Source organism: gamma proteobacterium symbiont of Scutellera amethystina (assembly GCF_059730845.1).
Genome location: NZ_AP035935.1, coordinates 2045825 through 2071437 on the forward strand (window position 1 = coordinate 2045825; position 25613 = coordinate 2071437).

The window sequence follows — 25613 nt, forward strand, 5'->3', positions numbered from 1 at the left end:
AACGCACAGAACTCAGGCGATACGCTGGGTGGGCGCGGCGGCGGTCAGCGCCAGCTTCACCGGTACCGATTTGGAGGTGGGCGTACCGCTGCCGTCACCGTAGCTGGAGAGCGGTACCAGCGGATTGGTCTCCGGATAGTAGGCGGCGAGGTTACCGCGCGGAATATTATACGGCACCAGCTTAAAGCCGCTGACGCGACGCGTCAGACCGTCATTCCACAGGGTTTCAATGTCAACCAGCTGCCCTTCGCTGAAACCGAGGGACACCATGTCGTCCGGGTGGATAAACACCACTTCACGCTGACCGTACACGCCGCGATAGCGGTCATCCAGGCCGTAAATGGTGGTGTTGTACTGGTCATGCGAGCGCAGCGTCTGCAACGTGAATGGCACTTCAACGTCATTGCCCAGCTGCGGGAACAGCGAGGTCGGCAGTGCCGCCGCGCTGAATTCTGCCTGACGCGATGGCGTATTGAAACGCAGTTCCGCGGCAGCGTTACCGAGGTAAAAGCCGCCGGGAATATCACACTGACGGTTAAAATCAGCGAAGCCGGGGATGGTCGCCGCAATGTGATCGCGAATGACGTTATAGTCAGCGGCCATGCCGAGCCAGTCGATGTGGTCACTGCCCAGCGTGGCGTGCGCGATACCGGCCACAATGGCTGTTTCCGAACGCTGCGTTTCCGCCAGCGGAATGCCGACACCTTCTGAGGCATGCACCATGCTAAACGAATCTTCTACGGTGATGAACTGGTTGCCGCTGGCCTGGCGATCGCGCTCGGTACGGCCCAGCGTCGGCAGAATCAGGCCTTCGTGGCCCGGTACCAGATGGCTGCGGTTCAGCTTGGTGCTGATGTGTACCGTCAGACCACAATGCTGCAGCGCTTCTTCGGTAACCGGTGAGTCCGGCGCCGCCGCGGCGAGGTTACCGCCCAGCGCAATCAGCACTTTGACTTCATCACGCAGCATGGCGTTGAGCGCTTCAACCGTGTTATGACCGTGTTCGCGCGGCGGTTCAAAAGCAAAATGTGCGCCCAGTGCATCGAGGAACGCTTTCGACGGTTTCTCGTCGATGCCCATGGTGCGGTTGCCCTGCACGTTACTGTGGCCGCGCACCGGACACAGGCCCGCGCCTTGTTTGCCGAGCTGGCCAAACAGCAGCTGCAGGTTAACGATTTCCCGTACCGTATCGACCGAGTGTTTGTGCTGAGTAATGCCCATCGCCCAGGTGATGATCACCCGTTCGGCGCTCTGGTAAATGGCGGCGGCTTCGCGAATCTGCGCTTCGCTCAGGCCCGACTGCTGCACAATCTGCTCCCAGCGGGTCTCGTCGACGGCCGCCAGATACTGCTCAACGCCCTGGGTGTTGGCGTCAATAAAGGTCTGATCGAATATGCCTTTTTCACCGGCGGCCAGCCGTTTACGCTGCTCTTCCAGTAGCGCTTTAACCATGCCGCGCACCGCCGCCATATCGCCGCCGAGGTTGGGCTGATAATAGGCAGAACTGATGTTGCCGGCCATCGACGTCACCACTTCCAGCGGCTTCTGCGGATCGGCAAAACGTTCCAGGCCGCGCTCACGCAGGGTATTAAAGGTGACGATTCTGGCGCCGTGATCGGCGGCGTGACGCAGGCTGTGCAGCATGCGCGGATGGTTGGTGCCGGGGTTCTGGCCAAAGACAAAAATCGCATCAGCATGGTCGAAATCGTCCAGGCGAATGGTGCCTTTACCGACGCCAATGCTGCGTTTCAGTCCGGTGCCGCTGGCTTCATGGCACATGTTGGAGCAGTCAGGGAAATTGTTGGTGCCCAGCACGCGACCAAACAGCTGGTACAGCCACGAGGCTTCATTGCTGGCGCGACCGGAGGTGTACAGCTCCAGCTGATCCGGATGATCCATTGCCTGCAAATGCTGCGCGATCAGCGCAAAGGCGTCATCCCAGCTAATCGGTTCATAGTGATCGGTCGCGCTGTTGTAGCGCATCGGGTGGGTCAGGCGGCCCTGATACTCGAGGAAATAGTCGCTCTGCTGATACAGGGTGCTGACGCTGTGGCGGGCAAAAAATTCTGGCTCAACGACGCGGCGTGTCGCTTCCCAGGTCACGGCTTTCGCGCCGTTTTCGCAGAAGCTGAAGGTGCTTTTGTTATCATCGCCCCAGGCACAGCCCGGGCAGTCAAAGCCGCGCGCTTTGTTCATGCGCATCAGGTTACGCATGTTTTTCAGGGCGGCTTTACTGTCAAGGACAAAACGGGTGGTGGCTTCCAGCGAGCCCCAGCCGCCCGCAGCGGCGCGATAGGGCTGAATCTTACGTTTAAATTTCATGATAGTCGCAGGCTTATTGTTTATGAATTGTTATCAGAATATGACTTCTGTTGGTGAGAAGTGTGCGACTGACGGCAAAAGTTGTCTAATTGATTGACTTAATGGTGCGATAGTTAACGTTTATCGCGCGCCAGGGATAAAAGCGTGATCGGCATCATAAATTATCGGCTGTCGCGCGCCGGCGGGTAAGTGTGCGGCCAAATAGTGGCTAATAATTGCTCTTTCCGTTAGCAAAAGGGCGCGCTCCATGAAGCAACTTGCCAGTCAGGTTCACGCATTCGGCAAAGCCTTAATGATGCCGATCTCCGTCATTGCTGCCGCCGGTATTTTTCTCGGTCTGGCCGCCGCGTTGCAGAATTCGGCGATCACCGGTGAAGCATTTGCCAGTTTGCAGGTGCCGCAGCTGATCATCGGTTTTATTCGTAAAGTGGCGGGCGCGCTGTTTGCCAACCTGCCGGTATTTTTTGCCGTCGCCAGCGCAATTGGGCTGGCCAAAGCTGAGAAACCCACCGCCGCGTTTGCGGCAGTGATTGGCTATATCGCCATGAATGTGGGGATCAGCGCCACGCTGGCGGCGAAGGGGCTGACGGCAGCCACCACCACGCCCGAGGCGCTGCAGCAGGCGGGCATGGACCAGACCAGCGCCATGATGACGTCAGCCGAGTACATCGACATGCTCGGCATTTTTACCTACAACATGAGCGTGCTGGGCGGGGTGATTGCCGGCCTGCTCACTGTGATGCTGCACAACCGCTTCTATACCCAGCAGTTGCCCACGGCGATCAGCTTTTTTGGCGGGCGTCGCTTTGTGCCCATCGTGACGGTGGTGGTGCTGCCGCTGACGGGCGTGCTGCTGGCGCTAATCTGGCCAACCATCGGCCAGGGCATTGCGTGGGTCGGCCAGATGATCGGTAAAAGCGGTCAGTACGGTGCCTTTTTGCTCGGTGCCTGCGAGCGCCTGCTGATTCCGACCGGTCTGCATCACATCCTCAATGAAACCGTGCGCTTTACGCCGATTGGCGGCATGGCGACGGTGGACGGCCAGACCATCGTCGGCGCGCTGAATATTTTTAACACTTCGCTGACCCATCCCGGCGCGATTCCGGACGACACCGTGCGCACCGCCACGCAGTTTCTCGCCCAGGGCAAAATCCCGGTGATGATGTTCGGTCTGCCCGCCGCCGCGCTGGCCATCTATCACACCGCCAAACCTGAACATAAGCAGCGGGTCAAAGCGCTGGTGCTGGCCGGCGCGCTGACCTCATTTACCACCGGCATCACTGAACCGCTGGAGTTCTGCTTCATCTTCGTCTCGCCGGTGTTGTACGTGATGCACGCGCTGCTGACCGGCCTGTCGTTTATGCTGATGTCGATGCTGCACCTGATGATCGGTAACGTGCAGGGCGGCGCGATTGATCTGCTGGTGTTTGGCATTCTCGGCGGCAGCAAAACCCACTGGTGGTGGACGCTGGTACTGGGCGCCATTTATGCGCCGGTTTATTACTGGGGCTTTCGCCTGGTGATTACCCGGATGCAGGTGGAAACGCCGGGACGCGAATCCGAAGAGGAAGCCAAACCGCAGCAGGTGGCGGCGGATGAACGCACCCGCGTGATCATCAGCGGGCTGGGCGGTGAGGCCAATATAGAGGACGTCGATTGCTGCTTCACTCGCCTGCGCGTGCGGGTCAAAGAGATGAAAGAAGTGGTGGATCAAACGCTGCTGTCGACCGGTGCCAACGGCGTCAACCGCGTCAGCGAGCACGATGTGCAGGTGATCTACGGGCCGCAGGTCGAGAAAATCGCTAACGAGGTGAAAAGTGCGCTCGGCGTCGCCTGATGCCGGGCGGTACCGTTAATCATGTGGGGCGCGGTCGGTGGCGACCCGCCGCGTCTCCGCGTATACATCACCCGCTATCCGCCTGAGCAATCCGCCTGACAACGCAGAAATTTCTTCGCTGAGTGCGCGTTGGGGCGCGACGAGTTTTGCTACCATAACGCGATAAAAATTCGACGGTGGATAAGAAAATCGACATCAAGCAATTGATTTATTTGTGCAATTTGGAGCGCGAGCGCCATTTTGGCCGCGCGGCGGAGGCCAGCTTCGTCAGCCAGCCCACGCTCTCGATGCGGCTTAAAAACCTTGAGCGTGAGCTTGGGCTGTCGCTGATCAATCGCAGCAACAACTTTGACGGCTTCACGCCGGAAGGGGAACGCGTGCTGACGTGGGCGCGCGAAATTGTTTCGGTGTATCAGGGACTGAAGCTGGAAGTGGAGTCGCTCAAACACGGCGTCAACGGCACGCTGCGGCTGGGCGTGATGCCGCAGTGCAGCGTGGCGCTGCCGGCGTTACTGAAAGCGGTGGAAGCGCGCTATCCGCAGCTCGACTATCGCGTTTCCGCCATGAGCGCCGATCAACTGCTGGAAGCGCTTAACAGCCACACCGTGGACGGCGGTATCGGCTTTTTTGAGCTGACGTCACTGCGGGAACTGCATTTCCAGACCGCGCTGCTCAACGATCGCGGTGTCGAAGCGATTTTCCATCCCGATCACTTCCCGGCGCTGCTGCAGCATGAGCGGCTATCGCTGTACACGCTGGCGAGCCAGCCGCTGTGCCTGGCCGAGCCCACGCGCTATTTCCGGCGTTACCTCGACGGACAGCTGCGTGAAACCGGCGTGCTGCCGCGGGTGATTGTGGAAAGCGCCTCGGTGATGCAGCTGATTCAGAGTGCGCAGGTTGGTCTGGGCGTCATGGTGTCGCCCTGCGGCCATCTGCTACCGGAAATGCTGCACCATCTGGCGCGCCGGCCAATTGATATCGCGCCGATGGGACGTCAGGCGGCGCTGGTGATTGCTGAGCCGGGCAGGGCGTCGCCGCTGTCGCAGCACTTCTTTGACGAAGCACGCCGCCACCTGGCAGATTAGCGCGCTTCGCCCAGCGCCATCAGCAGTCGATCCTGCCAGCTGGCAAATGCCACCGCCTGCATCAGCGTGAACAGGCGCTCGCTGCCCCAGCCCGCGTTTAACAGCGGCTGCAGATGTGCGGCACTGAAGCGCTCCGGCAGCCGGGTAAGCTGGGCGCTCAGCGCGATTACCTGCTGCGTCAGGCTGTCATCGCTGGCCTGATCCACATCGTGCAGCAAACGCGCGCGCCAGCCGTTCGCCAGCTGCGCGAACTGGCGTCGGCAGCCCAGCACGCGCGCGCTGACTGCCTGCGCCAGTTGTTCTTCTTCCCCAGCATAAGCCTCAAGCCGCTGACGCAGCGTCGCCCAGCCATACAGCGCCTGGGCATCGTGCACCAGCAGCCAGACAGCGTCGTCGAGTCCGGCCATACCCTGACAAAAGGTCACCGCCGCCAGCTGGTCAGCGCTGGCATAGCGCAGCTCAACCGGCTTGATGGCGTGCTGCCAGGCAGCAGCCTGACTGAACAGCGCCGCATCGGCGTCGGCGGGTGGCGTGACGCCAGGGATCCAGCGCACCGGCAGGCCCATCATCGCCTGAAGCGCGGCGACCACGCGCGCCTGATAGCTGACGTAGCCTACTAGCTGGTTGAGCGTAACGATATCGGGTTCAGTCAGGCCTACCGCATCCAGCGCGCTGATGCTGCTGGCGGTAATCAGCTCAGGCTGCATCGCCAGTTGGCGCGCATACTGCGTGATTTGCGTCAGGCGATTATTGCTTTCGCGCGAAGAATCCGGTCCCGGCAGCGGATTAAGCCGCGCCGAGTAGTGATTGCACAGCCGCTGCACGCCAGCCACCTGTGCCACCGTGAGTGCGGTGCTGAGACGATCGTACAGCGTTAGCGTGTGGGTCAGCGAGGTGCTGACCGCATCAGGCAGCAGGGTATGGCTCAGGTCGCGTGCCGCCTGTAGCACTGGCTGGAAGCGCTGCAGCAGCGGCTGCAGAGCGTTGGCTTCCTGCTGCAGGCCGAGCAGAAAACGGTCATCAATATGAGCGGCTTCGGGAACCAGGGGAGCAGCAGCGGACGTATGCGGGCGAGTCTGGCTTTCATAAAACCAGTGGTCATGGCCGGGAGAACGGCGGTGTTCCATGGTCATTCCTTTCGCAAAAAACGGACTGAGTGCACAACGGGCAAATCTGAAAAGCGCATCGCCACTCAAGGGCTAGCTTATCGTCGCTGAACGGCTGTCCACGGCAAAAGAATGATGGGGAATAATTAATAGCGTGTGGCTATAAGGCGGGGAGAGAAAAGAAAAAGGGCGAGCACCTGGCTCGCCCGCAGAACTTATTTCAGTTCCAGCTCGTTCATCGCGGCAATGCTGAAGCCGCCATCCACGTGCACCACTTCACCGGTGATACCACCCGCCAGGTCTGAACACAGGAAGGCCGCAGAGTTACCTACGTCTTCGATGGTGACGGTACGGCGAATCGGGGTAACCGCTTCGCAGTGTGCCAGCATCTTACGGAAATCTTTGATGCCTGATGCAGCCAGGGTACGGATTGGACCGGCAGACACGGCGTTAACACGCACGCCTTCCGGACCCATCGCGTTCGCCATGTAACGCACGTTGGCTTCCAGCGACGCTTTCGCCAAACCCATCACGTTGTAGTTCGGGATAGCGCGCTCTGCACCCAGGTAAGAGAGGGTCAGCAGTGCTGCGTTCGGGTTCAGCATCGCGCGGCACTCTTTGGCCATCGCCACAAAGCTGTAGGCGCTGATGTCGTGCGCGATTTTGAAGCCTTCACGGGTAACGGCGTTCACGTAGTCGCCATCCAGCTGGTCGCCCGGGGCGAAGCCGATGGAGTGAACAAAGCCGTCAAATTTCGGCCAGGTTTTTGCCAGTTCAGTGAACAGGGCAGTGATGCTCTCGTCTTCTGCCACATCGCATGGCAGAACAATGTCTGAACCCAGTTCTTTAGCGAACTCTTCCACGCGACCTTTCAGTTTGTCGTTCTGGTAGGTGAAAGCCAGTTCTGCGCCCTGTTTGTGCATCGCCTGCGCAATACCGTAGGCGATGGAAAGTTTACTGGCAACGCCAGTAATCAGAATGCGCTTACCGGAAAGAAAACCCATAGCTGTAATCCTTATGGTCATTGTTGTTGGCGGTCGCGATGATTAAAAATTGTGCGACCGACGTTAATCGACGTGCGGATTCTAGCACGTCTGTATCAAATGGGGTAAATCGCGCCGCGTTTTCCGCTACGGCCGTAGCACTCAACGCTCGCGCCGCCACGCCTCGGCGGTTAACGCTTCGCCAAAATGGCTGGCAATCAGCCGTTTGGTTAAGTCGTGCAGCGGCGAGGCCAGCACGTCAGCGGTGCCGCCGCGCTCCACCACTTCGCCCTGATGCATCACCAGTACCTGATCGCTGATGTGCTTCATCATGCCAAGATGCTGAGTAACATAAATATAGGCGATGCCGTGTTTCTCCTGCAGCTCCAGCATCAGGTTCACCAGCTGCGAACGCATGGTCATGTCCAGCGAGGCGAGGGCTTCATCGGCGACAATCACCTTCGGCTGCAGAATCAACGCGCGCGCCAGCGCCAGACGCTGCTTCTGGCCGGGGGCCAGCATGTGCGGATAGTAGCCGGCGTGGTCGCGCAGCAGCCCGACCTGACGCAGCGTGGCAATGATGCGCTTTTCGCGTGCTTCATCATCAAGATCGGTATTCAGCCGCAGCGGAAAGTCGAGGATCTGGCTGACGCGCTGGCGCGGATTGAGCGACGTCGACGGATCCTGAAAAATCATGCGAATCCGCTGGCTGCGGTAGCCGTAATCGCCGTAGCTAAGCGGGTGATCGTCAATCAGCATCTCACCTTCGCTTGGCGCCACCATGCCGCTCAGCATCTTCGCCAGCGTGGATTTGCCCGAACCGTTTTCGCCGATAATGGCCAGCGTCTGCTTTTCACGCAGGGTAAAACTGACGTTTTTCACCGCTTCAACATGCTGGCGTCGGAACAGCCCGGTGCGGTAGCGGTAGGTTTTGCTCAGGTTGCGCACTTCCAGCAGGGTTTCCATTATTGGCTCTCCATATTCAGCGGGAAGTGACAGGCATAAAGATGCGCTTTAGTGCCGCTCAGGCGCGGCGTTTCGATGCATTTACGCTGCGCGTAAGGGCAGCGCGGACCGAGACGGCAGCCAATCGGCAGATGTTCCAGCGACGGTATCGCGCCGGACAGCGTATTCAGGCGGCTTTTATGCGGCAGCGCGCGGCCAAAGTCGGGCATGGCGCGGATCAGCGCCTGCGTATACGGATGGTGCGGCGTTTCCATCAGATCGTCACTCTGCGCGGTTTCCACCGTTTGTCCGCAGTACATCACGTTGATGCGGTCCGCCCACTGACTCATGGTGCGCAGGTCATGGCTGATCAGCAAAATCGTGGTGTTGTTATTCTGATTGAGGCGGCTCAGCAGACGGAAAATCTGCGCCTGGGTGGTGGGCTCCATGGCATTGGTCGGCTCATCGGCAATCAGCAGGCGCGGCTGATTAGCCAGCGCGATGGCGATCATCACCTTCTGACATTCGCCCTCGGTCAGCTCATACGGGAAGCTGCGCATAATGTCTTTGTGATCTTTAATGCCGACGCGGTGCAGCAGCTCAATGGCGCGCTCTTTGCGCCAGAACCACAGGCGCTGATACCAGCGGCCTTTAAAGGTCCAGCGTGGAATGGCCTGCATCAGCTGGCGGCCGACACTTTCAGAAGGATCGAGACAGGATTGCGGCTCCTGAAAAATCATCGACACGTTATGGCCAACGATGCGCCGCCGTTCGCGCGGCGACAGGCGCAGCAGATCGATGTCATCGAACACCATGCGGTCGGCGGTGACGCGCCAGTTATCTTTGGTCACGCCGCAGATGGCTTTCGCCACCAGACTTTTCCCCGAGCCGGATTCGCCCACCAGGCCACGCACTTCGCCCTCGTTTAGCGTCAGATTGATGCGATCGACCGCTTTCACCGGACCTTCAGCGGTCATGAATTCAATGGTCAGATTTCGGATGTCCAGTAACGGCATTATTCCACTCCCGCAGCGACGGCGCGACGGATGCCATCGCCCAGCAGGTTAACAATCAATACGCTTACCATCAGCGCGGCACCCGGCAGCATCACCGTCCACGGCGCCACGTAAATCAGCTCCAGCGCGTCACCCAGCATCGCACCCCATTCGGGCGAGGGCAGCTGCGCGCCGAGGTCAAGAAAGCCGAGCGCGGCGATGTCGAGGATCGCCATCGACAGCGAGCGGGTAAATTCACTGACCAGCAGCGGTAGGACGTTTGGCAGCACCGCATTCCACAGAATATTCAGGTTGCGCGCGCCATCCAGCCGCAGCGCCACCACATACTCTTTTTCCATCTCATCATGCACCGCCGTGTAGATTTCGCGCACCAGACGCGGGATCAGCGCCAGCAGTACCGCCAGCATCGCATGCTCCAGTCGCGGGCCAAGAAAGGCCACCACGATAATCGCCAGCAGCAGAGAGGGAATCGACAGCAGCGTATCCAGCACGTGATTCATCACCGCCGAGCGCAAACCGTGGGTTATCCCCGCCAGCACGCCCAGCAGCAGCGCGCAGATTGCTGCCAGCACCGTAACCAGCAGCGCAGAGCCAACCGTCGGTGCCACGCCGCTCAGTAAACGGCTTAGCACATCGCGCCCGAGATCGTCAGTGCCGAGAAAGAAGGAGACATCGCCGTAGCGCGACCACGACGGCGGCAACAGCTGATAGCCGAGAAACTGCTGGTCGATACCGTAGGGGGACAGCAGCCCGCCGAACAGGCAGAGAAACAGCAGGATGCCGAAGCCGTACAGGCCAATCATGGCGCTGGTATCGCGATAAAAGCGCTGCCAGCTGAGGCGAAACGCACTCGGCAGCCGCTTCTCGGCGTAGATGTTATCTGAGGGCATACCACTCCTTGTGTTTCAGCGGATTGAGCGCCGCACCGATAATATCCGACAGTACGCTGACCAGAATTACCAGCCCGCCAACCACCATCACGCCCGCGGAGATCGCCGCGTAATCCTGCTGACGGATGGCGTTAATCAGCCAGCGTCCCAGTCCGGGCCAGTTGAACACCACTTCGGTGATCATCGCCAGCGTCAGCATGGTGGAGAATTGCAGGCCAAGACGCGGGATCACCGGCGGCAGTGCGTTGTGCAACACGTGACGGCGAATCACGGTGAAGCGCGACAAGCCGCGCGTTGCCGCTGCCTTGACGTAATTTTTATCCATCACGTCGCTGGTGCTGTTGCGCAGCAGGCGAATCACTTCGGTGGTCGGTGCCACAGCCAGCACGATCACCGGCAGGATCAGGTGCGTCAGCGCGCTGACCAGCATCTCATGCCGCCACGGTGAAGGGCTAAGCCAGGCGTCAATCAGGGCAAAACCAGTAATGTTCTGCACCGGATAGAGCAGGTCGAAACGACCGGAAACCGGCAGCCAGCCCAGCGTCAGCGAAAACAGCAGGGTAAACAGCAGCGCCAGCCAGAACACCGGCATTGAGAAGCCGAGCAGCGCCAGCGCGCTGATGGCTTTATCCTGCCATTTATTGCGCATCACGCCGGCGCAGATGCCGAGCGGAATACCGACCAGCAGCGCCAGCATAAACGCCAGCACGCACAGTTCCAGCGTGGCGGGAAACACCTCGCGCAGCTGTATATCAATTGCCTGACCGTTGGTGCTGGAGACACCGAAATCAAACTGCAGCAGCCCTTTAAACCAGAACCACCAGGCATCGAATAGCGAGGCGCCTTCCAGCGGCGCGTTAGGCGTGAAATAGCTCAGGCTGAAACTCACCAGCGAGAGTAAGAACAGGGTGATGATCAGCAGCAGCAGGCGACGCAACAGATAGATGATCATGCTTACTCCTCGCCGTGCTCATCGCGGTAAACCCCGGCGAACGAGGCATTACCGAAGGGACTCAGCACCAGGCCTTTAATATCGTGCCGGTAAGCCTGCAGGCGCAGCGACGACGCCAGCGGCAGCACCGGCAGCGCCTGCGCCAGCATCTGCTGGGCGCGATCGTAGCTGTCGATACGCGCCGACAGCTGCTGCGACAGCAGCGCGCGCTGCAGCGCCTCATCAAACGCCGGCGAACACCAGTGCGCGTAGTTGGTCTGCGAACGAATCGCCGCGCAGCTCAGCAACGGGCGGAAGAAACTGTCCGGATCGTTACTGTCGGTGGCCCAGCCGGTCAGGGTTAAATCATGATTCATGGCCATCAGCTGTGCTTCCTGAAAACGCCCCTCGACCGGCGCGATGGTGACGCGCACGCCCACCTGCGCCAGATCCGCCTGCAACAGCTCGGCGGTTTTGAGCGGGCTGGGGTTCCACGACATCGAGGTGGTCGGCACCACCAGGCGCAGATGCAAATCTTCAATGCCCAGCGCTTTTAGTGCCTCACGCGCTTTTGCCGGATTGTATTCCGTCACGCGCGCATCATTATCGTAAGCCCACGAGGCGCGCGGCAGAATCGAGGCTGCGGTTTCCGCCGTGCCGTAATAAATCGACTCCATCAGACGTTCGTTATTGATCGCCAGCGCCAGCGCGTGGCGCACTTCCGGCCGGTCGAGCGGCGGTTTGCGGGTGTTAAACGCCAGATAGGCGATGTTCATGCCAGGACGCAGCGTCATGCGCAGGCGCGGATCGTCGCGCAGAATCGACAGCTGGCTGGCGGCCGGGTAGGCCAGTACGTCACATTCGCCGGTCAGCAATTTCGACAGGCGGCCAGTGCCGCCCACGCCGAGGTCGATCACCACCTGTTGCAGACGCGGCACGCCTTTCCAGTAGTGCGGATTGCGCGCCAGACGCAGATATTGCCCGGTGCGGTACTCACTCAGCTGGAACGGGCCGGTGCCCACCGGCTGGCGATCCAGCTGTTCCTGCTGGCCTGCCGCGCTCAGCTGGCTGGCGTACTCCTGTGACAGCACCGGCGCGTAATGGGTGGCGATATGCCACAGGAACGAGGCGTCCGGGCTGTTGAGGCGGATCTCTACCGTGTCGTTATCCAGCTTCTTCACGCTCTGCACCGAGTCGGCAAACTGCAGGCTGTCGAAGTAGGGATAGCTGCCGCCGTTGACGTTATGCCACGGATGCTGGCGGTCAAACATGCGGGCAAAACTGAAGACCACGTCGTCGGCGTTCATTTTGCGCGTCGGCGTAAACCAGTTGGTGTGCTGGAACGAAACATCTTTGCGTAAGTGGAAGCGGTAAGTCGCGCCGTTATCGCGCACTTCCCAGCTCTGCGCCAGATCGGGGATCAGGCGATAGGTATAAGGGTCGACGTCGAGCAGGCGGTCATACAACTGTGCCGCCAGCGTATCGACCACCAGCCCGCTGCTGACCATCTGCGGGTTGAAGGTGTTAACCGTGCCGTTGACGCAATAGACAAAGCCGCTGTGGCGGATAGAGTCCGCGGGCGCGGCGAGCGCAGAGGCACTCAGGACGCTGAGACCAAGCAGCAGCGCGGGGAATAATTTTGGCATAGAACTCAACGATTCTCGGGCAATAGCGAGAGTGTATCGCAAAGCAAGCGTACTCCCCAAATCCGCCGCGTATCTGCGCTTTTTTTACCCAGCGGGAGACGGGGGTAAGCACAACCTTAGTGTGGAAATGAGAAAAATTCTCAATTAGAGCTTTACAGATGATAATAGGAATGATTATTATTCTTCTGCGCTTCGACGGTGGCTCTACCGAAGAAGAGCACGACATTGCTCACATTGCTTCCAGTATTACGTTGCCCGCACCTCGTGTTGCGGGCTTTTTTTTGCGCCATCGTCAGCCGCGCATCGTTATGTTCCTTCCGGCAATCCTCATGCGAAATCGGCATCGGTCATTTGTTACGCGCAGGGTAGTCTGAGCTTTTCATCTGCAGAGAAATGATAATGAAAAGAGTGACTTTAACGATGCTGTTACTGGCCAGCGGCAGCGTCGCGGCGCACGGCGTTACCCTGCGCATTGCCGATCAAAAGGGCAACATGCGCGCCGAGCTGGAAGCAGCGCAGCAGCTCAACGATCTCTCCTACCGTATCGAATGGGCGGAATTTCCGGCCGCCGCTCCGCTGGCCGAAGCCCTGAATGCCGGGGCAGTTGATGCCGGAATTATTGGTGATGCGCCGCTGCTGTTCTCGCTGGCCGCGGGTTCGCAGGTTAAAGCGGTGGCCGTCAGCAAATCCACCCCGGCCGGGCTGGCGGTGCTGGTTGCGCCGGACTCACCCATCAAAACGCCGCGGGATCTGCACGCTAAACGCATCGCCACCGGGCGCGGGTCGATCGGTCATTTTATCGCGCTGAAAGCGCTGGAAAGTGCCGGGCTGAGTGATAAAGCCGTCAGCTGGCGCTTTCTCACGCCTGCCGATGCGCGCATTGCGCTGGCGAGTGGTTCCGTCGATGCGTGGGCAACCTGGGATCCTTACACTGCGCTGGCGGAAGTGACGCATACCGGCCGCGTGCTGATCAACGGCGTGGGGCTCTCCAGCGGCAACAGCTTCCTCGCCGCCACCGATGCGGCACTGAGTGACGCCAGTAAACGTGCGGCGCTGCAGGATTATATTAACCGGCTGGCGGCCGCTGACCGCTGGGCCAATCGCCACGTTGAGGCGTATTCCGCCAGGCTGGCGAAGATCATCGGCTTTCCTCAGGAGGCTGCTGGCAAATCTTTTGCCCGACGTCAGTCACACTGGCAGAGCATTGACGACCACACCGTACAACAGCAGCAGGAAACCGCCGACTTTTATCAAAAGTACGGCCTGATTGCTCAGCCACTCGATGTCAAGCCGACCTTTTATCGCGGTCTGCAGGTGGCACAGCAGTAACCCTTTGTGCGCCGGTATTTGGCGAACAGGCGGGATGCGCGTAGCATGGCGGCATCAAATCCGTGGCGGATAACCCAATGTTAATCAAAACCTTTGATGGTCATAATGACCTGTTGCTCAACCTGTGGTTGCATCATCGCGACGATCCGGCCGCTGCCTTCTTTACCGGTATCGAAAAAGGACACCTCGATTTTCCGCGCATGCAGCAGGGCGGCTTTGCCGGTGGATTGTTTGCGCTGTTTGTGCCGCCGCAGCGCTACGTCAGCGAAAAGGCGCCGCAGCTGGCCAGTGAAGCCTGGCAGCCGCTGGAGATCCTGTGGCAGCAGCTGGAGATTCTGAAAACGCTGGTTGCCCGTTCTGACGGCCGGGCGCGCCTCTGCCTCAGCACCGCCGATATCGCCGCCTGCCGGCGCGATGGCATACTGGCAATGGTGGCGCACATTGAGGGCGCGGACGGTTTTGACGGCGACGGCGCCGATCTTGCCGCCTTCTGGCAGGCGGGCGTGCGTAGCATCGGTCCGTTCTGGAATCTGGAAAATCGCTTTGGCGCTGGCGTCACCGGCGCATTTCCCGGTTCGCCGGATAGCGGTCCGGGGCTGACTGCCGACGGCGAGCGGCTGATCGCGCTGGCGAATCAGCAGCGCATGATGATCGACGTGTCGCACATGAATGAAAAAGCGTTCTGGGACACGGCCCGGCTCTCATCCGCGCCGCTGGTCGCCAGCCACTCGAATGCGCACGCGCTGTGCGCGCAGCCGCGCAACCTTACCGACGACCAACTGCGGGCGATTCGCGATAGCGGTGGCGTGGTCGGCATTAATTTCGGCAACGCCTTTCTGCGCGCCGACGGTAAGCGCGACGATGATGGCGGCTTGATCGAAATTGTTAAACACTGTGAGCATCTGATGACTATTATGGGAAGCGATCACGTCGCGCTGGGGTCGGATTTTGACGGCATCAGCGTGCCCGCAGAGCTTAAAGATGTCACCGGTTTGCCGCGGCTCTATGCGCTGATGCGCAGTCTCAACTATGATCAGGCATTGCTGGAACAACTTGCCTGGGGCAACTGGCAGCGGGTATTGCACCAAATCTGGCAGGCGTAAGTGTATTTCCTTACGCAATCAGGGTTGATCTGCTCGCTACATTGGCGCAACATCGCCCCGCGTTATCCATTGCTGGCGGAAGCTTTGTTTCTGTCGCAATGTTTTTAGCAGAGCCTGCTCTGCGTTTTAAGACTATGAGGAAGAATATTATGTGGAAAAAACCTGAGTTTGTTGACCTGCGTCTGGGCCTGGAAGTAACGCTGTACATCTCCAACCGCTAAGACGTCCTGCCCGCCGTTCGTGCGGGCATTTTCTTTTCCTGCTTCGGTCCTTCACATGTTTATTAAAGTCCTCGGTTCGGCGGCTGGCGGTGGCTTTCCGCAGTGGAACTGTAACTGCGCCAACTGCAGCGGGCTGCGTAACGGCACGCTCCAGGCGCAGGCGCGCACCCAATCCTCAATCATTGTCAGCGATAACGGTACCGACTGGGTGCTGTGCAACGCTTCGCCGGACATCAGCCAGCAAATCGCCCGGACACCGGAACTGGTGAAACACGGCGTGCTGCGCGGAACGGCGATTGGCAGCATTATTTTGACCGACAGCCAGATCGATCACACCACCGGTCTGCTGAGCCTGCGTGAGGGCTGCCCGCATCAGGTATGGTGCACGCCGGAAGTGCATGCCGACCTCACCAGCGGTTTCCCGATTTTTACCATGCTGCAGCACTGGAACGGCGGCCTGCAGCATCGTGCGCTTACGCCGCTTGAGCCGTTTCGCGTTGACGTCTGCGCCAGTCTGCAATTCACCGCCATTCCGATTCTCAGCAATGCGCCACCGTATTCGCCGTATCGCGATCGCCCGCTGCCGGGACATAACGTGGCGCTGTTTATCGAAAACACTGCCAGCGGGCAGACGCTGCTGTATGCGCCAGGCCTCGGCGAACCGGATGCGGTGATTATGCCGTGGCTGCAAAAAGCCGACTGCCTGCTGATCGACGGCACCGTGTGGCAGGATGATGAGCTGCTGACCACCGGCGTCGGCAAAAATACCGGCAAAGCCATGGGCCATCTGGCGCTGGCGGAAGAGCAGGGGCTGATGGCGCTGCTGGCCGCGCTGCCGGCCAGACGCAAAATTCTGATTCACATTAACAATACCAATCCGATTCTCAACGAGCATTCGCCGCAGCGCCAGTTCCTGACGCAGCAGGGCATTGAAGTGAGCTGGGACGGCATGGCGATCCATTTGCAGGAGTCCGCATCGTGATCATTACCGAGGCGTTGTCACCCGAAGCCTTTGAACAGGCGCTGCGTGCCAAAGGCGCGTATTACCATATTCATCATCCTTACCATATCGCGATGCACAACGGTACCGCGACGCGCGAGCAGATTCAGGGCTGGGTGGCGAACCGTTTTTACTATCAGACCAATATTCCGATGAAAGATGCGGCGATCATGGCCAACTGTCCGGATCCGGCAACGCGCCGTAAATGGGTACAGCGTATCCTCGATCACGACGGTCGTAACGGTGAGGAAGGCGGCATTGAAGCCTGGCTGCAGCTGGGGGAAGCGGTTGGTCTCGATCGCAAAGTCTTGCTGTCAGAGAAGCTGGTGTTGCCGGGCGTACGGTTTGCCGTTGATGCCTATCTCAACTTTGCGCGTCGCGCCAACTGGCAGGAAGCGGCGTGCAGCTCACTCACCGAGCTGTTTGCCCCGCAGATTCATCAGTCGCGCCTCGATAGCTGGCCGCAGCACTATCCGTGGATCAAAGAGGAAGGCTATTTCTACTTCCGCAGCCGCCTGAGCCAGGCGAACCGCGATGTGGAACACGGCCTGGCGCTGGCGCTGGAAGTCTTTACCAGCGCTGAGCAGCAGAACCGTATGCTGGAGATCCTGCAGTTTAAACTCGACATTCTCTGGACCATGCTGGATGCCATGACCATGGCATACGCACTGCAGCGTCCGCCGTACCACACGGTGACCGATCAGGTCGCCTGGCACAGTACAAGACTGGTGTAATCACATGAAAGAGACTCTGATTCCGGCGTTTCGCCGCGGCTATCGTCTGCAGTGGGAAGCCGCGCAGGACAGCCACGTGGTGCTTTACCCGGAAGGGATGGCGAAGCTGAATGAAACCGCTGCCGCCATTCTGGAACTGGTGACTGGCAAGCAGGATGTGGCGGTCATTATCGCCACGCTCAATGCGCGTTTTCCGGAGGCGGGCGGCGTCGATGATGACGTCAAAGACTTCCTGCAATCGGCCATTGAACAGAAGTGGATCCAGTGTCGTGAACCCGAATAAACCTGGCGTGAATGCGCCGCTGTGGCTGCTGGCGGAGCTGACTTATCGCTGCCCGCTGCAGTGTCCTTACTGCTCGAACCCGCTGGATTTTTCGCAGCAGGAACAAGAGCTGAGCACCGAACAGTGGATCGAGGTCTTCCGTCAGGCTCGCGCCATGGGCAGCGTGCAGCTGGGCTTTTCCGGTGGTGAACCGCTGACGCGCAAAGATCTGCCGGAGCTGATTCGCGCCGCGCGCGATCTGGGTTTTTACACCAACCTGATCACCTCCGGCATTGGCCTGACGGAGAAAAAGCTCGATGCCTTCGCCGACGCCGGGCTGGATCACATCCAGATCAGTTTCCAGGCGAGTGATGAAACGCTGAACGCCGCACTGGCCGGTTCGCAGAAGGCGTTTCAGCAGAAGCTGGCGATGGCAAAAGCGGTGAAAAAGCACGGCTACCCGATGGTGCTGAACTTCGTGCTGCATCGTCATAACATCGACCAGATCGATAAAATCATCGATCTGTGTATTGAACTGGAGGCGGATGATGTCGAACTGGCCACCTGTCAGTTCTACGGCTGGGCGCATCTTAACCGTCAGGGATTACTGCCAACGCGCGAGCAGATTGCCCGCGCCGAAGCGGTGGTTGCGCGCTACCGTGAGCGCATGGGCAGCAGCGGTAATCTCACCAATCTGCTGTTCGTCACGCCGGATTACTACGAAGAGCGGCCAAAACCCTGTATGGGCGGCTGGGGATCGATATTTCTCAGCGTGACGCCGGAAGGTACGGCGTTACCCTGTCACAGCGCGCGCCAGCTGCCGGTGCAGTTCCCCTCAGTGCTGGAGCAGAGCCTGGAGGATATCTGGTACAACTCGTTTGGCTTCAATCGCTATCGCGGCTTCGACTGGATGCCGGAACCGTGCCGCTCATGCGATGAGAAAGAGAAAGATTTCGGCGGTTGCCGCTGCCAGGCATACATGCTGACCGGCAATGCCGACAACACCGACCCGGTTTGCAGCAAGTCGCCGCATCACGGAAAAATTCTTGAGGCACGCCGCGAAGCCAGCTGCAGCGATATCAAAATCGCCCAGCTGCAGTTCCGCAACCGCAGCAACTCTGAGCTGATTTTCAAACAGCGGGTCACCTGATGTGCGAACGCAGCCTGACGCTGGCTAACGGTCTGCGCTGTCATCTGTCGCACCAGCCCGACGCGCGGGAAAGCGCAGCGCTGGTGCGCGTCGGCGCGGGCAGCCTGCACGAACCCGATCGCTGGCCCGGCCTGGCGCATCTGCTGGAACATCTGCTGTTTTGCGGCAGCGCTGGCTTTACCGGCGATGAGCGCCTGATGCCGTGGCTGCAGCAACAGGGTGGTCAGGTGAATGCCACCACGCAACTCAGCCGCAGTGCCTGGTTCTTCCAGCTGCCGGCGCAGGCGCTGGCGGCGGGCGTGGCAAGGCTGGCAGATATGCTGGCTGCGCCACTGCTAACCGGTACGGCGATTACGCAGGAAGCGGCGGTCATTGAGGCAGAATATCAACTGCTGCGGCATCATGCCGAAACGCTGAGTGAAGCAGCGCTGCTCGACGCGGCCGGTGGCGCACTGCGCCGCTTTCGCGTCGGGAGTGCAGCGTGTTTTGGTGACAACGTAACGGAACTGCAGCAGGCGCTGAGGCTGTTTCATCAGCAGCATTTTGTCGCCGCCAACCAGCAGCTGTGGCTGAGCGGACCGCAATCGCTGGATGAATTACAGCAGCTGGCCGAGGCGTTTGCTGTTCGCCAGTCAGGCGGTGCGGCGCACTCCTTATTGCCAGCCATTTCCGCGCCGGAGCCAGTTGAAACGCTCATCCAGCTTGCCGATGAAGAGTCATTCTGGCTAAGCCTGTTTATCAACGGCGAAGAAAGCGCTTTGCGTGACAACGTCACATTGCTGGAGGCTTTCTGGCAGGATGAAGCCCCTGGCAGCCTGATGGCGCAGCTGCGCAGCGAGCAACTGTGCGCATCGCTGCAGTGTGAATGGCTGTGGCAGAGCGCCGATCATAGCTGGCTGGCGTTGCGCTTCAGTGCGCCAGCGCTGTCAGCGTCGGCGGCAAGACGCATTGAACAGCTCTTCTGGCAGCATCTGCGTGCGGTGCGCGCCGCCACGCCAGCGCAACATCGCCACTATTTGCAACTGGCACAGCAGGATTTCGCTGCGCTGTCGCCGCTGACGCAGCTGCGCGGACGGGCGCTGGGATCGGCGCCATCAGCTGACGTTCCCGCAGATTTCACCGGTTTTATCGCCGCACTGCCACAGGCCTCGTGTACGCGGCTGCTGACGCAGCGACAGCTGTCCGCCGCGCCTTATACCACGCAGGGATTCTGTCTGCAGCGCGCGCCATGGCCACAGACTGCGGCTGGCCCGGTCACGCCGGTTAACTGGTCATTTTATCCGTGCGCTGACGCCCTGCATTTGCCGGAACTCCCGGCAAATTGCGCGCCGTTACTGCGCGCAAATCCGGTGCAGCCGCGGGAAACGCTGCTGGTGCGCCCGGCGTTTTATCACACCCTGAGTGACGAGGCGGCGTTAAGCTGGCAGCAGCAACTGCGCCCACGGCTGGCCGCACTGCGCCATGCCGGTGGCAGCGGACGCTGGCAACAGCAGCAGGGCGTCTGGCAACTGGTGATTGATCTGCCTGACAATGCAAAGCCCGCGCTGCAACAGCTGCCTGGCGTGCTGGCGGCGCTGAATGCGCCGGTGCAGCCGCAACCGCACCGTGCTGCACAAAGTATTGTGATTCGTCAGTTGCTGGAAGCACTACCGCAGCAGCTGCTGGCCCCGGCTGCGCATCCTGCATGGCAGGCCGCCTGGTGCGGCCACAGCGAAAGCGTCAGTCAGCACGCCGCGCACGGGCTGAGCGAGGTGGTTCAGACGCAGCCTGCGCCGGCGTGCGCGGCGGCGCTGCAGCACGGCGTCAGCGCGCTGCGCTGTGCGGCGAACGATCAGGCCTTGTTGCTGTTTATTCCGCTGCCCGCTGCCGATGATGCCAGCCTCGCGGCGCTGCGTGCGCTGGCGCTGATGTTTGAACCACGCTTCTTTCAGCGCCTGCGGGTTGAGCAACAGATTGGCTACGTGGTGTCAGCGCGCTACCAGCGCGTGGCGGATGTGGATGGACTGCAGCTGGCGCTGCAATCCCCGTCCATTGGCTGGCGCACGCTGCTGCAGCACTGCAAAACGTTTTTGCGCGACATGGTGAGTGAACTCGCCGCCATCAACGATGAAACGCTGCAGGGCTGGCAGGCAACGCTGCTGGCGCAGTGCCAGCCACACCAGAACGCCGACGCCGCCAGTGAGGCACTGCGAAAACAGCAGGGACTGCCGGTGCTTACGCCAGAAGCGGTCGCTGCACTCACGTTACCCCAGCTGCAGCGGCTGCATCAGCGCCTGCTGCGCGAACGCCGCCGCTGGCGTTTACTGATTAATCACAGCTGAAAAGCAAAATGTTTGCCGTTTGGCAGTTTAACATCAATACGAAGTTCCCCACCAAGCGCGGCGACGTAGCGTTTTAGCGTTGACAGGCGCGGATCGTTTTCCGGATTTTCCATCTTTGCCAGCGTTGGTTGTGATACACCGATGGTGCGCGCCAGTTCAGTTTGCGAAAGGTTTAGCTCTTCACGCAATTGGCTCAGGGCTATTTCCTGACGCAGCTTTTCCACCTTTTCAGCGATGCGCTGCTGACTTTCAGGTGATTGTTTTGCCAGTAGTTGCTTGTAGGTCCCCATTATCCCTCCATATGCACTAAATGCTTGCGGTATTCCGCTTCAGCCAGGCGAATCATTGTGCGGTAAAATTGTTTCTGCTGACAGCCAGCCTTATTTCCTGCGCAAAGTACAATCGCACGGCGCACCGGATCGAAGGCGAAAAAGGCTCTGACAGGCATGCCTGCATGTTGTACACGCAGTTCTTTTAGATTGGGAAACTGACACCCCTTCAAGGTATCAACGTAGGGACGACCTAGTTTTGGTCCCATCTCCGCCAGGATTTGCATCACTGCTAACATGTCCTCACGTAAACCTTCATTTTGCGCAAGAAACCAGTCATCAAAAACATCCGTTGTTAATATTTCCCACATAGCGCTTTCCCATAGCTTTTTTGCTATAAATGAGTTTATAGCCTTTAGGCTATGACCACAAGGGCGGAGAGGTTAATCAACGTGAATAATTTCTCCCTCTCTGCAGTCAGCCTGCTCCCGCTGGCATAAAGACAAAAGTTTACACAGCAGGGGTTGGTGTTTCTGCTGCTTTTGCATAAACTGGCGGCACTTTTCTCTGAGGCTGTGGCATGACGATATCGCCCCAACGCGCAAAATGGATTCTGGCACTGGTTTGTCTGGTGCTGGCATTTTGTCTCGTCCAGCGCAGCTTCAATCTCCCGACTCAGCCTGTCGTTAGCATTACTGCTCACAGCGCCGCCGTTGATGACGGTGCCAGCAGTGATAAACCCTGTGCGCTGGGCGCTAAGTCACTCAGCGGCAGCGCGCCGCTGCTCGATACCGCGCTGCCATTCCTCGTACTGCTGCTGGCGTTGATCGCCACGCTCTTCCAGACCTCGTCTGCCACTGTCTGGCGGCGTGAACCGCTGTTTGTGCCGCTGCGACGGCGCCATCTCACGCTCTGCGTCTTCCGGGAATAACACTACGCGATACACCGCGTAAACCCTGTTATTCACCGGAGAAACGATTATGACATTCCTGATCAGGAGCCTGCTGCTCCTCGTGGCGAGCTGCGCGCTGAGCGTGCAAGCCGCCGATACCGGCTGGCTGCGCAATGCGCAAAACAGCCACGCCGAAGTGCGCCTGCGCGCCGCGCCGCAGGGCGATCACCTGCAACTGCTGCTGGATATTCGCCTGCAGCCGGGCTGGAAAACCTACTGGCGCTCGCCGGGCGAAGGCGGCGTCGCGCCGGAAATCCGCTGGCAAACGCCGGATGTCAACGCCCGCTGGTCGTGGCCAGTGCCAGCGCGCTTTGACGTCAGCGGCCTCACCACGCAGGGCTACAAAGGCAACGTTACGCTGCCCATCGTGCTCGATTCTGCCCCGCAGGGCACGCTGGCCGGCACGCTGACGCTGTCCACCTGTAGCGACGTCTGCATCCTGACGGATTTTCCGTTCCAGCTCGATCTCTCGCAGCCCGCCAGTCCGGATTTTGCACGTGATTTCGCCCAGGCGATGGGGAAGATCCCGGCTGACAGCGGGCTGACCGATCAGCTTGATGCCAGCTTCGTTGATGGCACGCTGCAAATCCGGGCGCAGCGTCAGCAGGGCTGGCAGCAGCCGGAACTGTTCTTTGATTATCCGCAGGGCAGCATGCTGGCGGCGCCGCAAATCAGCGTGCAGGGCGAGATGCTGACCGCCCGCGTGGCAGTAACCGATGAATGGGGCGAGGCCGCGCCGGACCTGCGCGGTAAAGCGCTGTCGCTGGTTATCGCTGACGCCGGTATCGCTCAGCAAAGCCAGCTGACCCTTGGTCATCAGCCGCTGTTTTCTCCCTCTGCCGGAAACGCCACGCTGTGGTCGGTAGTGCTGCTGGCGCTGCTCGGCGGGCTGATTCTCAACCTGATGCCCTGCGTGCTGCCGGTGCTGGCGATCAAACTGAGCAGTCTGGTGCAGCAGCAGGGACAGACGCAACGCCAGACGCGTCAGCAGTTTCTCGCGTCCAGCGCCGGCATTCTGTTCTCTTTCCTGCTGCTGGCGCTGCTGATGACCGTGCTACGGCTCAGCGGTCAGGCGCTGGGCTGGGGCATTCAGTTTCAGAGCAGCGGCTTTCTGCTGGTGATGGTGTTGGTGATGTTCCTGTTCAGCGCCAGTCTGTTCGATCTGCTGCATTTCCGCCTGCCTTCCGGCCTGACTACCCGGCTGGCGACGCATGGCGGTGCCGGTGTGGCAGGGCATTTTGGCCAGGGGGCCTTTGCCACGCTGCTGGCGACACCGTGCAGCGCACCGTTTCTTGGCACCGCCGTCGCCTATGCGCTGACCGCGCCGCTGCCGCAGCTGTGGCTGCTGTTTGTCGCGCTCGGCGTCGGCATGAGTCTGCCGTGGCTGCTGGTTGCGGCGCTGCCGGGCATGGCGCGCTGCCTGCCGCGTCCGGGGCGCTGGATGCTACATCTGCGCACGCTGCTGGGGCTGCTGATGCTGCTGGCAACGCTGTGGCTGGTGACGCTGCTGATTCCCCACTGGGGCAGCACCGTCGCCATTCTGCTGGCGGCCATCCTGCTGCTGGCGCTGACGGGCTGGCTAATCGCACGCCGCGCGCTGCCGCAGGCAGGTCTGGTGTTCATTACCGTGACGCTGGCGGGCGCGCTGTTACTGCTGACGCGCCTCTCCCCGGAAGAAGAATCGCTGGTGTGGCAACCGCTGACCGAAGCCGCCATCAATCAGGCGCTGGAGCAGGATAAGCGCGTCTTTGTCGATGTCACCGCTGACTGGTGCATCACCTGCAAAGTGAATAAATCGCGGGTGCTGAATCAGCCTGACGTGCGTGCCGCCCTCGGCGCAGAGGATGTGGTGCTGCTGCGCGGTGACTGGACACAACCGGATCCGGCCATCGGCGAGTTCCTGCGCCGCCGCGATCGCGTAGCGATCCCCTTTAACCAGATTTATGGCCCGGCACTGCCGCACGGCCAGATTTTATCGCCGTTATTAAGTCGTGATGCGGTGATTTCAACACTCTCTGAGGCAAAAAAATGATGAAAAAATCCCTGTTACTTTCGCTGATGTTACTGGCAGCACCCGCCCTGGCCGCCGCGCCATTTACCCCTGAGCAGGAGGCGCGCATCAAACAGCTGATTCGCGAAACCCTGGTGCAAAATCCGGCGATTCTGGCAGAAGCCGCCGACGCATTTGATAAAGAAGCCGCGCGCCAGCAGCAAAACGTGGTTGCGCAGATGGTAGAGAAAAACCGCGCGGCGCTGTTTAACGATGCCGGCTCACCGCGCATCGGTGCCAAAAAACCGGCACTGACGCTGGTCTATTTCACCGACTACAACTGCGTCTTTTGCAAAAAGTTTGAGGCGGATATCGAAAAACTGCTGCACAACTATCCGCAGGTGGCGGTGGTGCTGAAGCCGCTGCCGTACCGCGCTGAAAGCTCGCTCAGTTCGGCGCGTCTGGCGCTGACGGTGTGGGAGCAGCAGCCGAATAACTTTCTTAAGCTGCATGAACGGCTGATGGCAAAGAAAGGCAACCATGATGAAGCCAGCATCGCCGCCGCGCTCGACAAAAGTGGCATCAACTTATCGGCGCCGAGCACCGCCAGCCTCGACACCATCAACCTCAACCTGACGCTGGCGCAGCAGCTGGGTGTGCAGGGTACGCCCGCCACGCTGGTGGGCAATCAGCTGATCAGCGGGGCAGTGCCTTATGCACAGCTGGAAGCCGCGGTGAAAGGTGCGCTGCAGGCTCAGCCATGAGCCGGGTAACGCGCTGGCTGCGTGAAGGCGTGCTATTGGTGCTGATGGCAGCGGCGCTGCTGCTGGCCATGGACTGGCTGCGTGCACCGCAACTGCCCGCGGATGTGGCCCGGCAGCCGCTCAGCGCGCTGCAGGGCGAGGTGAACCTGGCGACGCTGAGCCAGCAGCGGCCGGTGCTGGTTTACGTCTGGGCCAGCTGGTGTGGCGTGTGCAAACTCACCACACCGACGGTGGCCGCGCTCAGTCAGCACGGCACGCAGGTGGTCAGTGTGGCTCTGCGATCCGGCAGCGATGCGCGCGTTGCCACCTGGCTGGATAAAAAAGGAGTACGGGGATTCGCCGTCAATGATGAAAGCGGGGCGCTGGGACAGCGCTGGCAAATCAGCGCCACGCCGACGTTCATCGTGCTGCATCAGGGCAAGGTGGTCAGCACCAGCAGCGGCTGGACCAGCAGCTGGGGGCTGAAGCTGCGCCTGTGGTGGGCGGCACGCGCTGCCTGATTAATCATTAACGGTTAACCGACCGCGATAAATAACCGTAGCGTGAATAACCTTGCGCTGCGGTTATTTTTTTTGCTCATTAAAAATCCGCATTCAATATTTCAATGCATTGAAATTAAATGAGTAATAAATAAAGCGATAAATGAATGACTCTGGATTATTTGCAATTGTCATCATCATGGCACATATATGTTAAATCACTTTTTTATTTATTCATTTAATAACGGCGCGCTCGCGCCATTTTATTTTTGGGGGAG

24 protein-coding genes are annotated in these 25613 nt (G+C 59.8%); 14 read left to right on the forward strand and 10 right to left on the reverse strand.

Annotated features, from left to right (window positions below; genetic code table 11):
• Positions 1–12: 12 nt before the first annotated feature.
• Positions 13–2322 (reverse strand): FdhF/YdeP family oxidoreductase, encoded by a 2310-nt coding sequence (locus AC6I79_RS09475; RefSeq protein WP_498027715.1) that lies wholly within the window; start codon positions 2320–2322, stop codon positions 13–15.
• Between the two features lie 247 nt (positions 2323–2569).
• Here AC6I79_RS09475 and AC6I79_RS09480 point away from each other — a divergent pair, with 247 nt between their 5' ends.
• Positions 2570–4159, forward strand: a complete 1590-nt coding sequence (locus tag AC6I79_RS09480; RefSeq protein WP_481657612.1) for a PTS transporter subunit EIIC — start codon at positions 2570–2572, stop codon at positions 4157–4159.
• Positions 4160–4347: 188 nt separating this feature from the next.
• Entirely contained in the window at positions 4348–5244 is an 897-nt protein-coding gene (locus AC6I79_RS09485) for a LysR family transcriptional regulator (RefSeq protein WP_132462945.1), read from the forward strand.
• Here AC6I79_RS09485 and AC6I79_RS09490 read toward each other — a convergent pair.
• The 7 genes from AC6I79_RS09490 to sapA all read right to left on the reverse strand — a co-directional run bounded on the left by AC6I79_RS09490 (position 5241) and on the right by sapA (position 12761).
• Positions 5241–6371 (reverse strand): CMD domain-containing protein, encoded by a 1131-nt coding sequence (locus AC6I79_RS09490; RefSeq protein ID WP_498027716.1) that lies wholly within the window; start codon positions 6369–6371, stop codon positions 5241–5243. The genes AC6I79_RS09485 and AC6I79_RS09490 overlap by 4 nt on opposite strands.
• Positions 6372–6565: 194 nt before the next feature.
• Complete coding sequence (gene fabI, locus AC6I79_RS09495) at positions 6566–7354, reverse strand: enoyl-ACP reductase FabI (RefSeq protein ID WP_021505963.1); 789 nt, start codon at positions 7352–7354, stop codon at positions 6566–6568.
• 141 nt (positions 7355–7495) lie between these two features.
• The gene (gene sapF, locus AC6I79_RS09500) at positions 7496–8299 is read right to left on the reverse strand and encodes a putrescine export ABC transporter ATP-binding protein SapF (protein WP_058758607.1); all 804 of its coding nucleotides are present in this window, start codon (positions 8297–8299) and stop codon (positions 7496–7498) included.
• Complete coding sequence (gene sapD / locus AC6I79_RS09505; RefSeq protein WP_021505966.1) at positions 8299–9294, reverse strand: putrescine export ABC transporter ATP-binding protein SapD; 996 nt, start codon at positions 9292–9294, stop codon at positions 8299–8301. Before sapD ends, sapF begins: the two co-directional genes overlap by 1 nt.
• Positions 9294–10184 carry a putrescine export ABC transporter permease SapC gene (gene sapC, locus AC6I79_RS09510; protein WP_021505967.1) on the reverse strand — a complete coding sequence of 297 codons (891 nt, stop codon included), beginning with the start codon at positions 10182–10184 and terminating at the stop codon, positions 9294–9296. The genes sapD and sapC overlap by 1 nt, the downstream gene beginning before the upstream one ends.
• Positions 10171–11136 carry a putrescine export ABC transporter permease SapB gene (gene sapB, locus AC6I79_RS09515; protein WP_021505968.1) on the reverse strand — a complete coding sequence of 322 codons (966 nt, stop codon included), beginning with the start codon at positions 11134–11136 and terminating at the stop codon, positions 10171–10173. Before sapB ends, sapC begins: the two co-directional genes overlap by 14 nt.
• Before the next feature lie 2 nt (positions 11137–11138).
• Positions 11139–12761: an ABC transporter substrate-binding protein SapA gene (gene sapA / locus AC6I79_RS09520; protein ID WP_058758605.1), complete on the reverse strand. Its 1623-nt coding sequence runs from the start codon at positions 12759–12761 to the stop codon at positions 11139–11141.
• 399 nt (positions 12762–13160) lie between these two features.
• Here sapA and AC6I79_RS09525 point away from each other — a divergent pair, with 399 nt between their 5' ends.
• The 8 genes from AC6I79_RS09525 to pqqF all read left to right on the forward strand — a co-directional run bounded on the left by AC6I79_RS09525 (position 13161) and on the right by pqqF (position 20881).
• Positions 13161–14090 carry an ABC transporter substrate-binding protein gene (locus AC6I79_RS09525; RefSeq protein ID WP_275028859.1) on the forward strand — a complete coding sequence of 310 codons (930 nt, stop codon included), beginning with the start codon at positions 13161–13163 and terminating at the stop codon, positions 14088–14090.
• Between the two features lie 83 nt (positions 14091–14173).
• Positions 14174–15193, forward strand: coding sequence for a dipeptidase (locus AC6I79_RS09530; protein ID WP_227746481.1), 1020 nt, complete (start codon positions 14174–14176; stop codon positions 15191–15193).
• A 149-nt stretch (positions 15194–15342) separates the two neighbouring features.
• Complete coding sequence (pqqA, locus tag AC6I79_RS09535) at positions 15343–15414, forward strand: pyrroloquinoline quinone precursor peptide PqqA (RefSeq protein WP_010617686.1); 72 nt, start codon at positions 15343–15345, stop codon at positions 15412–15414.
• A 55-nt stretch (positions 15415–15469) separates the two neighbouring features.
• Positions 15470–16396: a pyrroloquinoline quinone biosynthesis protein PqqB gene (pqqB, locus tag AC6I79_RS09540; RefSeq protein ID WP_021505973.1), complete on the forward strand. Its 927-nt coding sequence runs from the start codon at positions 15470–15472 to the stop codon at positions 16394–16396.
• Entirely contained in the window at positions 16393–17148 is a 756-nt protein-coding gene (gene pqqC, locus AC6I79_RS09545) for a pyrroloquinoline-quinone synthase PqqC (RefSeq protein ID WP_498027717.1), read from the forward strand. The genes pqqB and pqqC overlap by 4 nt, the downstream gene beginning before the upstream one ends.
• 4 nt (positions 17149–17152) lie before the next feature.
• Positions 17153–17431 (forward strand): pyrroloquinoline quinone biosynthesis peptide chaperone PqqD, encoded by a 279-nt coding sequence (pqqD, locus tag AC6I79_RS09550; RefSeq protein WP_498027718.1) that lies wholly within the window; start codon positions 17153–17155, stop codon positions 17429–17431.
• Positions 17418–18560, forward strand: a complete 1143-nt coding sequence (pqqE, locus tag AC6I79_RS09555; RefSeq protein ID WP_021505976.1) for a pyrroloquinoline quinone biosynthesis protein PqqE — start codon at positions 17418–17420, stop codon at positions 18558–18560. The genes pqqD and pqqE overlap by 14 nt, the downstream gene beginning before the upstream one ends.
• Complete coding sequence (pqqF, locus tag AC6I79_RS09560; protein WP_159378139.1) at positions 18560–20881, forward strand: pyrroloquinoline quinone biosynthesis protein PqqF; 2322 nt, start codon at positions 18560–18562, stop codon at positions 20879–20881. The genes pqqE and pqqF overlap by 1 nt, the downstream gene beginning before the upstream one ends.
• Here the strand turns inward: pqqF and AC6I79_RS09565 are convergent.
• Both AC6I79_RS09565 and AC6I79_RS09570 read right to left on the reverse strand, forming a co-directional pair.
• Positions 20872–21171: a helix-turn-helix domain-containing protein gene (locus AC6I79_RS09565; protein ID WP_021505978.1), complete on the reverse strand. Its 300-nt coding sequence runs from the start codon at positions 21169–21171 to the stop codon at positions 20872–20874. The genes pqqF and AC6I79_RS09565 overlap by 10 nt on opposite strands.
• The gene (locus tag AC6I79_RS09570) at positions 21171–21521 is read right to left on the reverse strand and encodes a type II toxin-antitoxin system RelE/ParE family toxin (protein ID WP_021505979.1); all 351 of its coding nucleotides are present in this window, start codon (positions 21519–21521) and stop codon (positions 21171–21173) included. Before AC6I79_RS09570 ends, AC6I79_RS09565 begins: the two co-directional genes overlap by 1 nt.
• Before the next feature lie 209 nt (positions 21522–21730).
• Between AC6I79_RS09570 and AC6I79_RS09575 the strand changes: the two genes are divergently transcribed.
• The 4 genes from AC6I79_RS09575 to AC6I79_RS09590 are packed head-to-tail and all read left to right on the forward strand — an operon-like array spanning position 21731 to position 25356.
• The gene (locus AC6I79_RS09575; protein WP_058758599.1) at positions 21731–22081 is read left to right on the forward strand and encodes a hypothetical protein; all 351 of its coding nucleotides are present in this window, start codon (positions 21731–21733) and stop codon (positions 22079–22081) included.
• Positions 22082–22130: 49 nt separating this feature from the next.
• Positions 22131–24134 carry a protein-disulfide reductase DsbD family protein gene (locus tag AC6I79_RS09580; protein WP_498027719.1) on the forward strand — a complete coding sequence of 668 codons (2004 nt, stop codon included), beginning with the start codon at positions 22131–22133 and terminating at the stop codon, positions 24132–24134.
• A complete protein-coding gene (locus AC6I79_RS09585) occupies positions 24134–24856 on the forward strand; it encodes a DsbA family protein (RefSeq protein WP_498027737.1) in 723 nt (240 codons plus the stop codon). Before AC6I79_RS09580 ends, AC6I79_RS09585 begins: the two co-directional genes overlap by 1 nt.
• Positions 24853–25356, forward strand: a complete 504-nt coding sequence (locus AC6I79_RS09590) for a thioredoxin domain-containing protein (RefSeq protein ID WP_058780533.1) — start codon at positions 24853–24855, stop codon at positions 25354–25356. Before AC6I79_RS09585 ends, AC6I79_RS09590 begins: the two co-directional genes overlap by 4 nt.
• Positions 25357–25613: the final 257 nt, after the last annotated feature.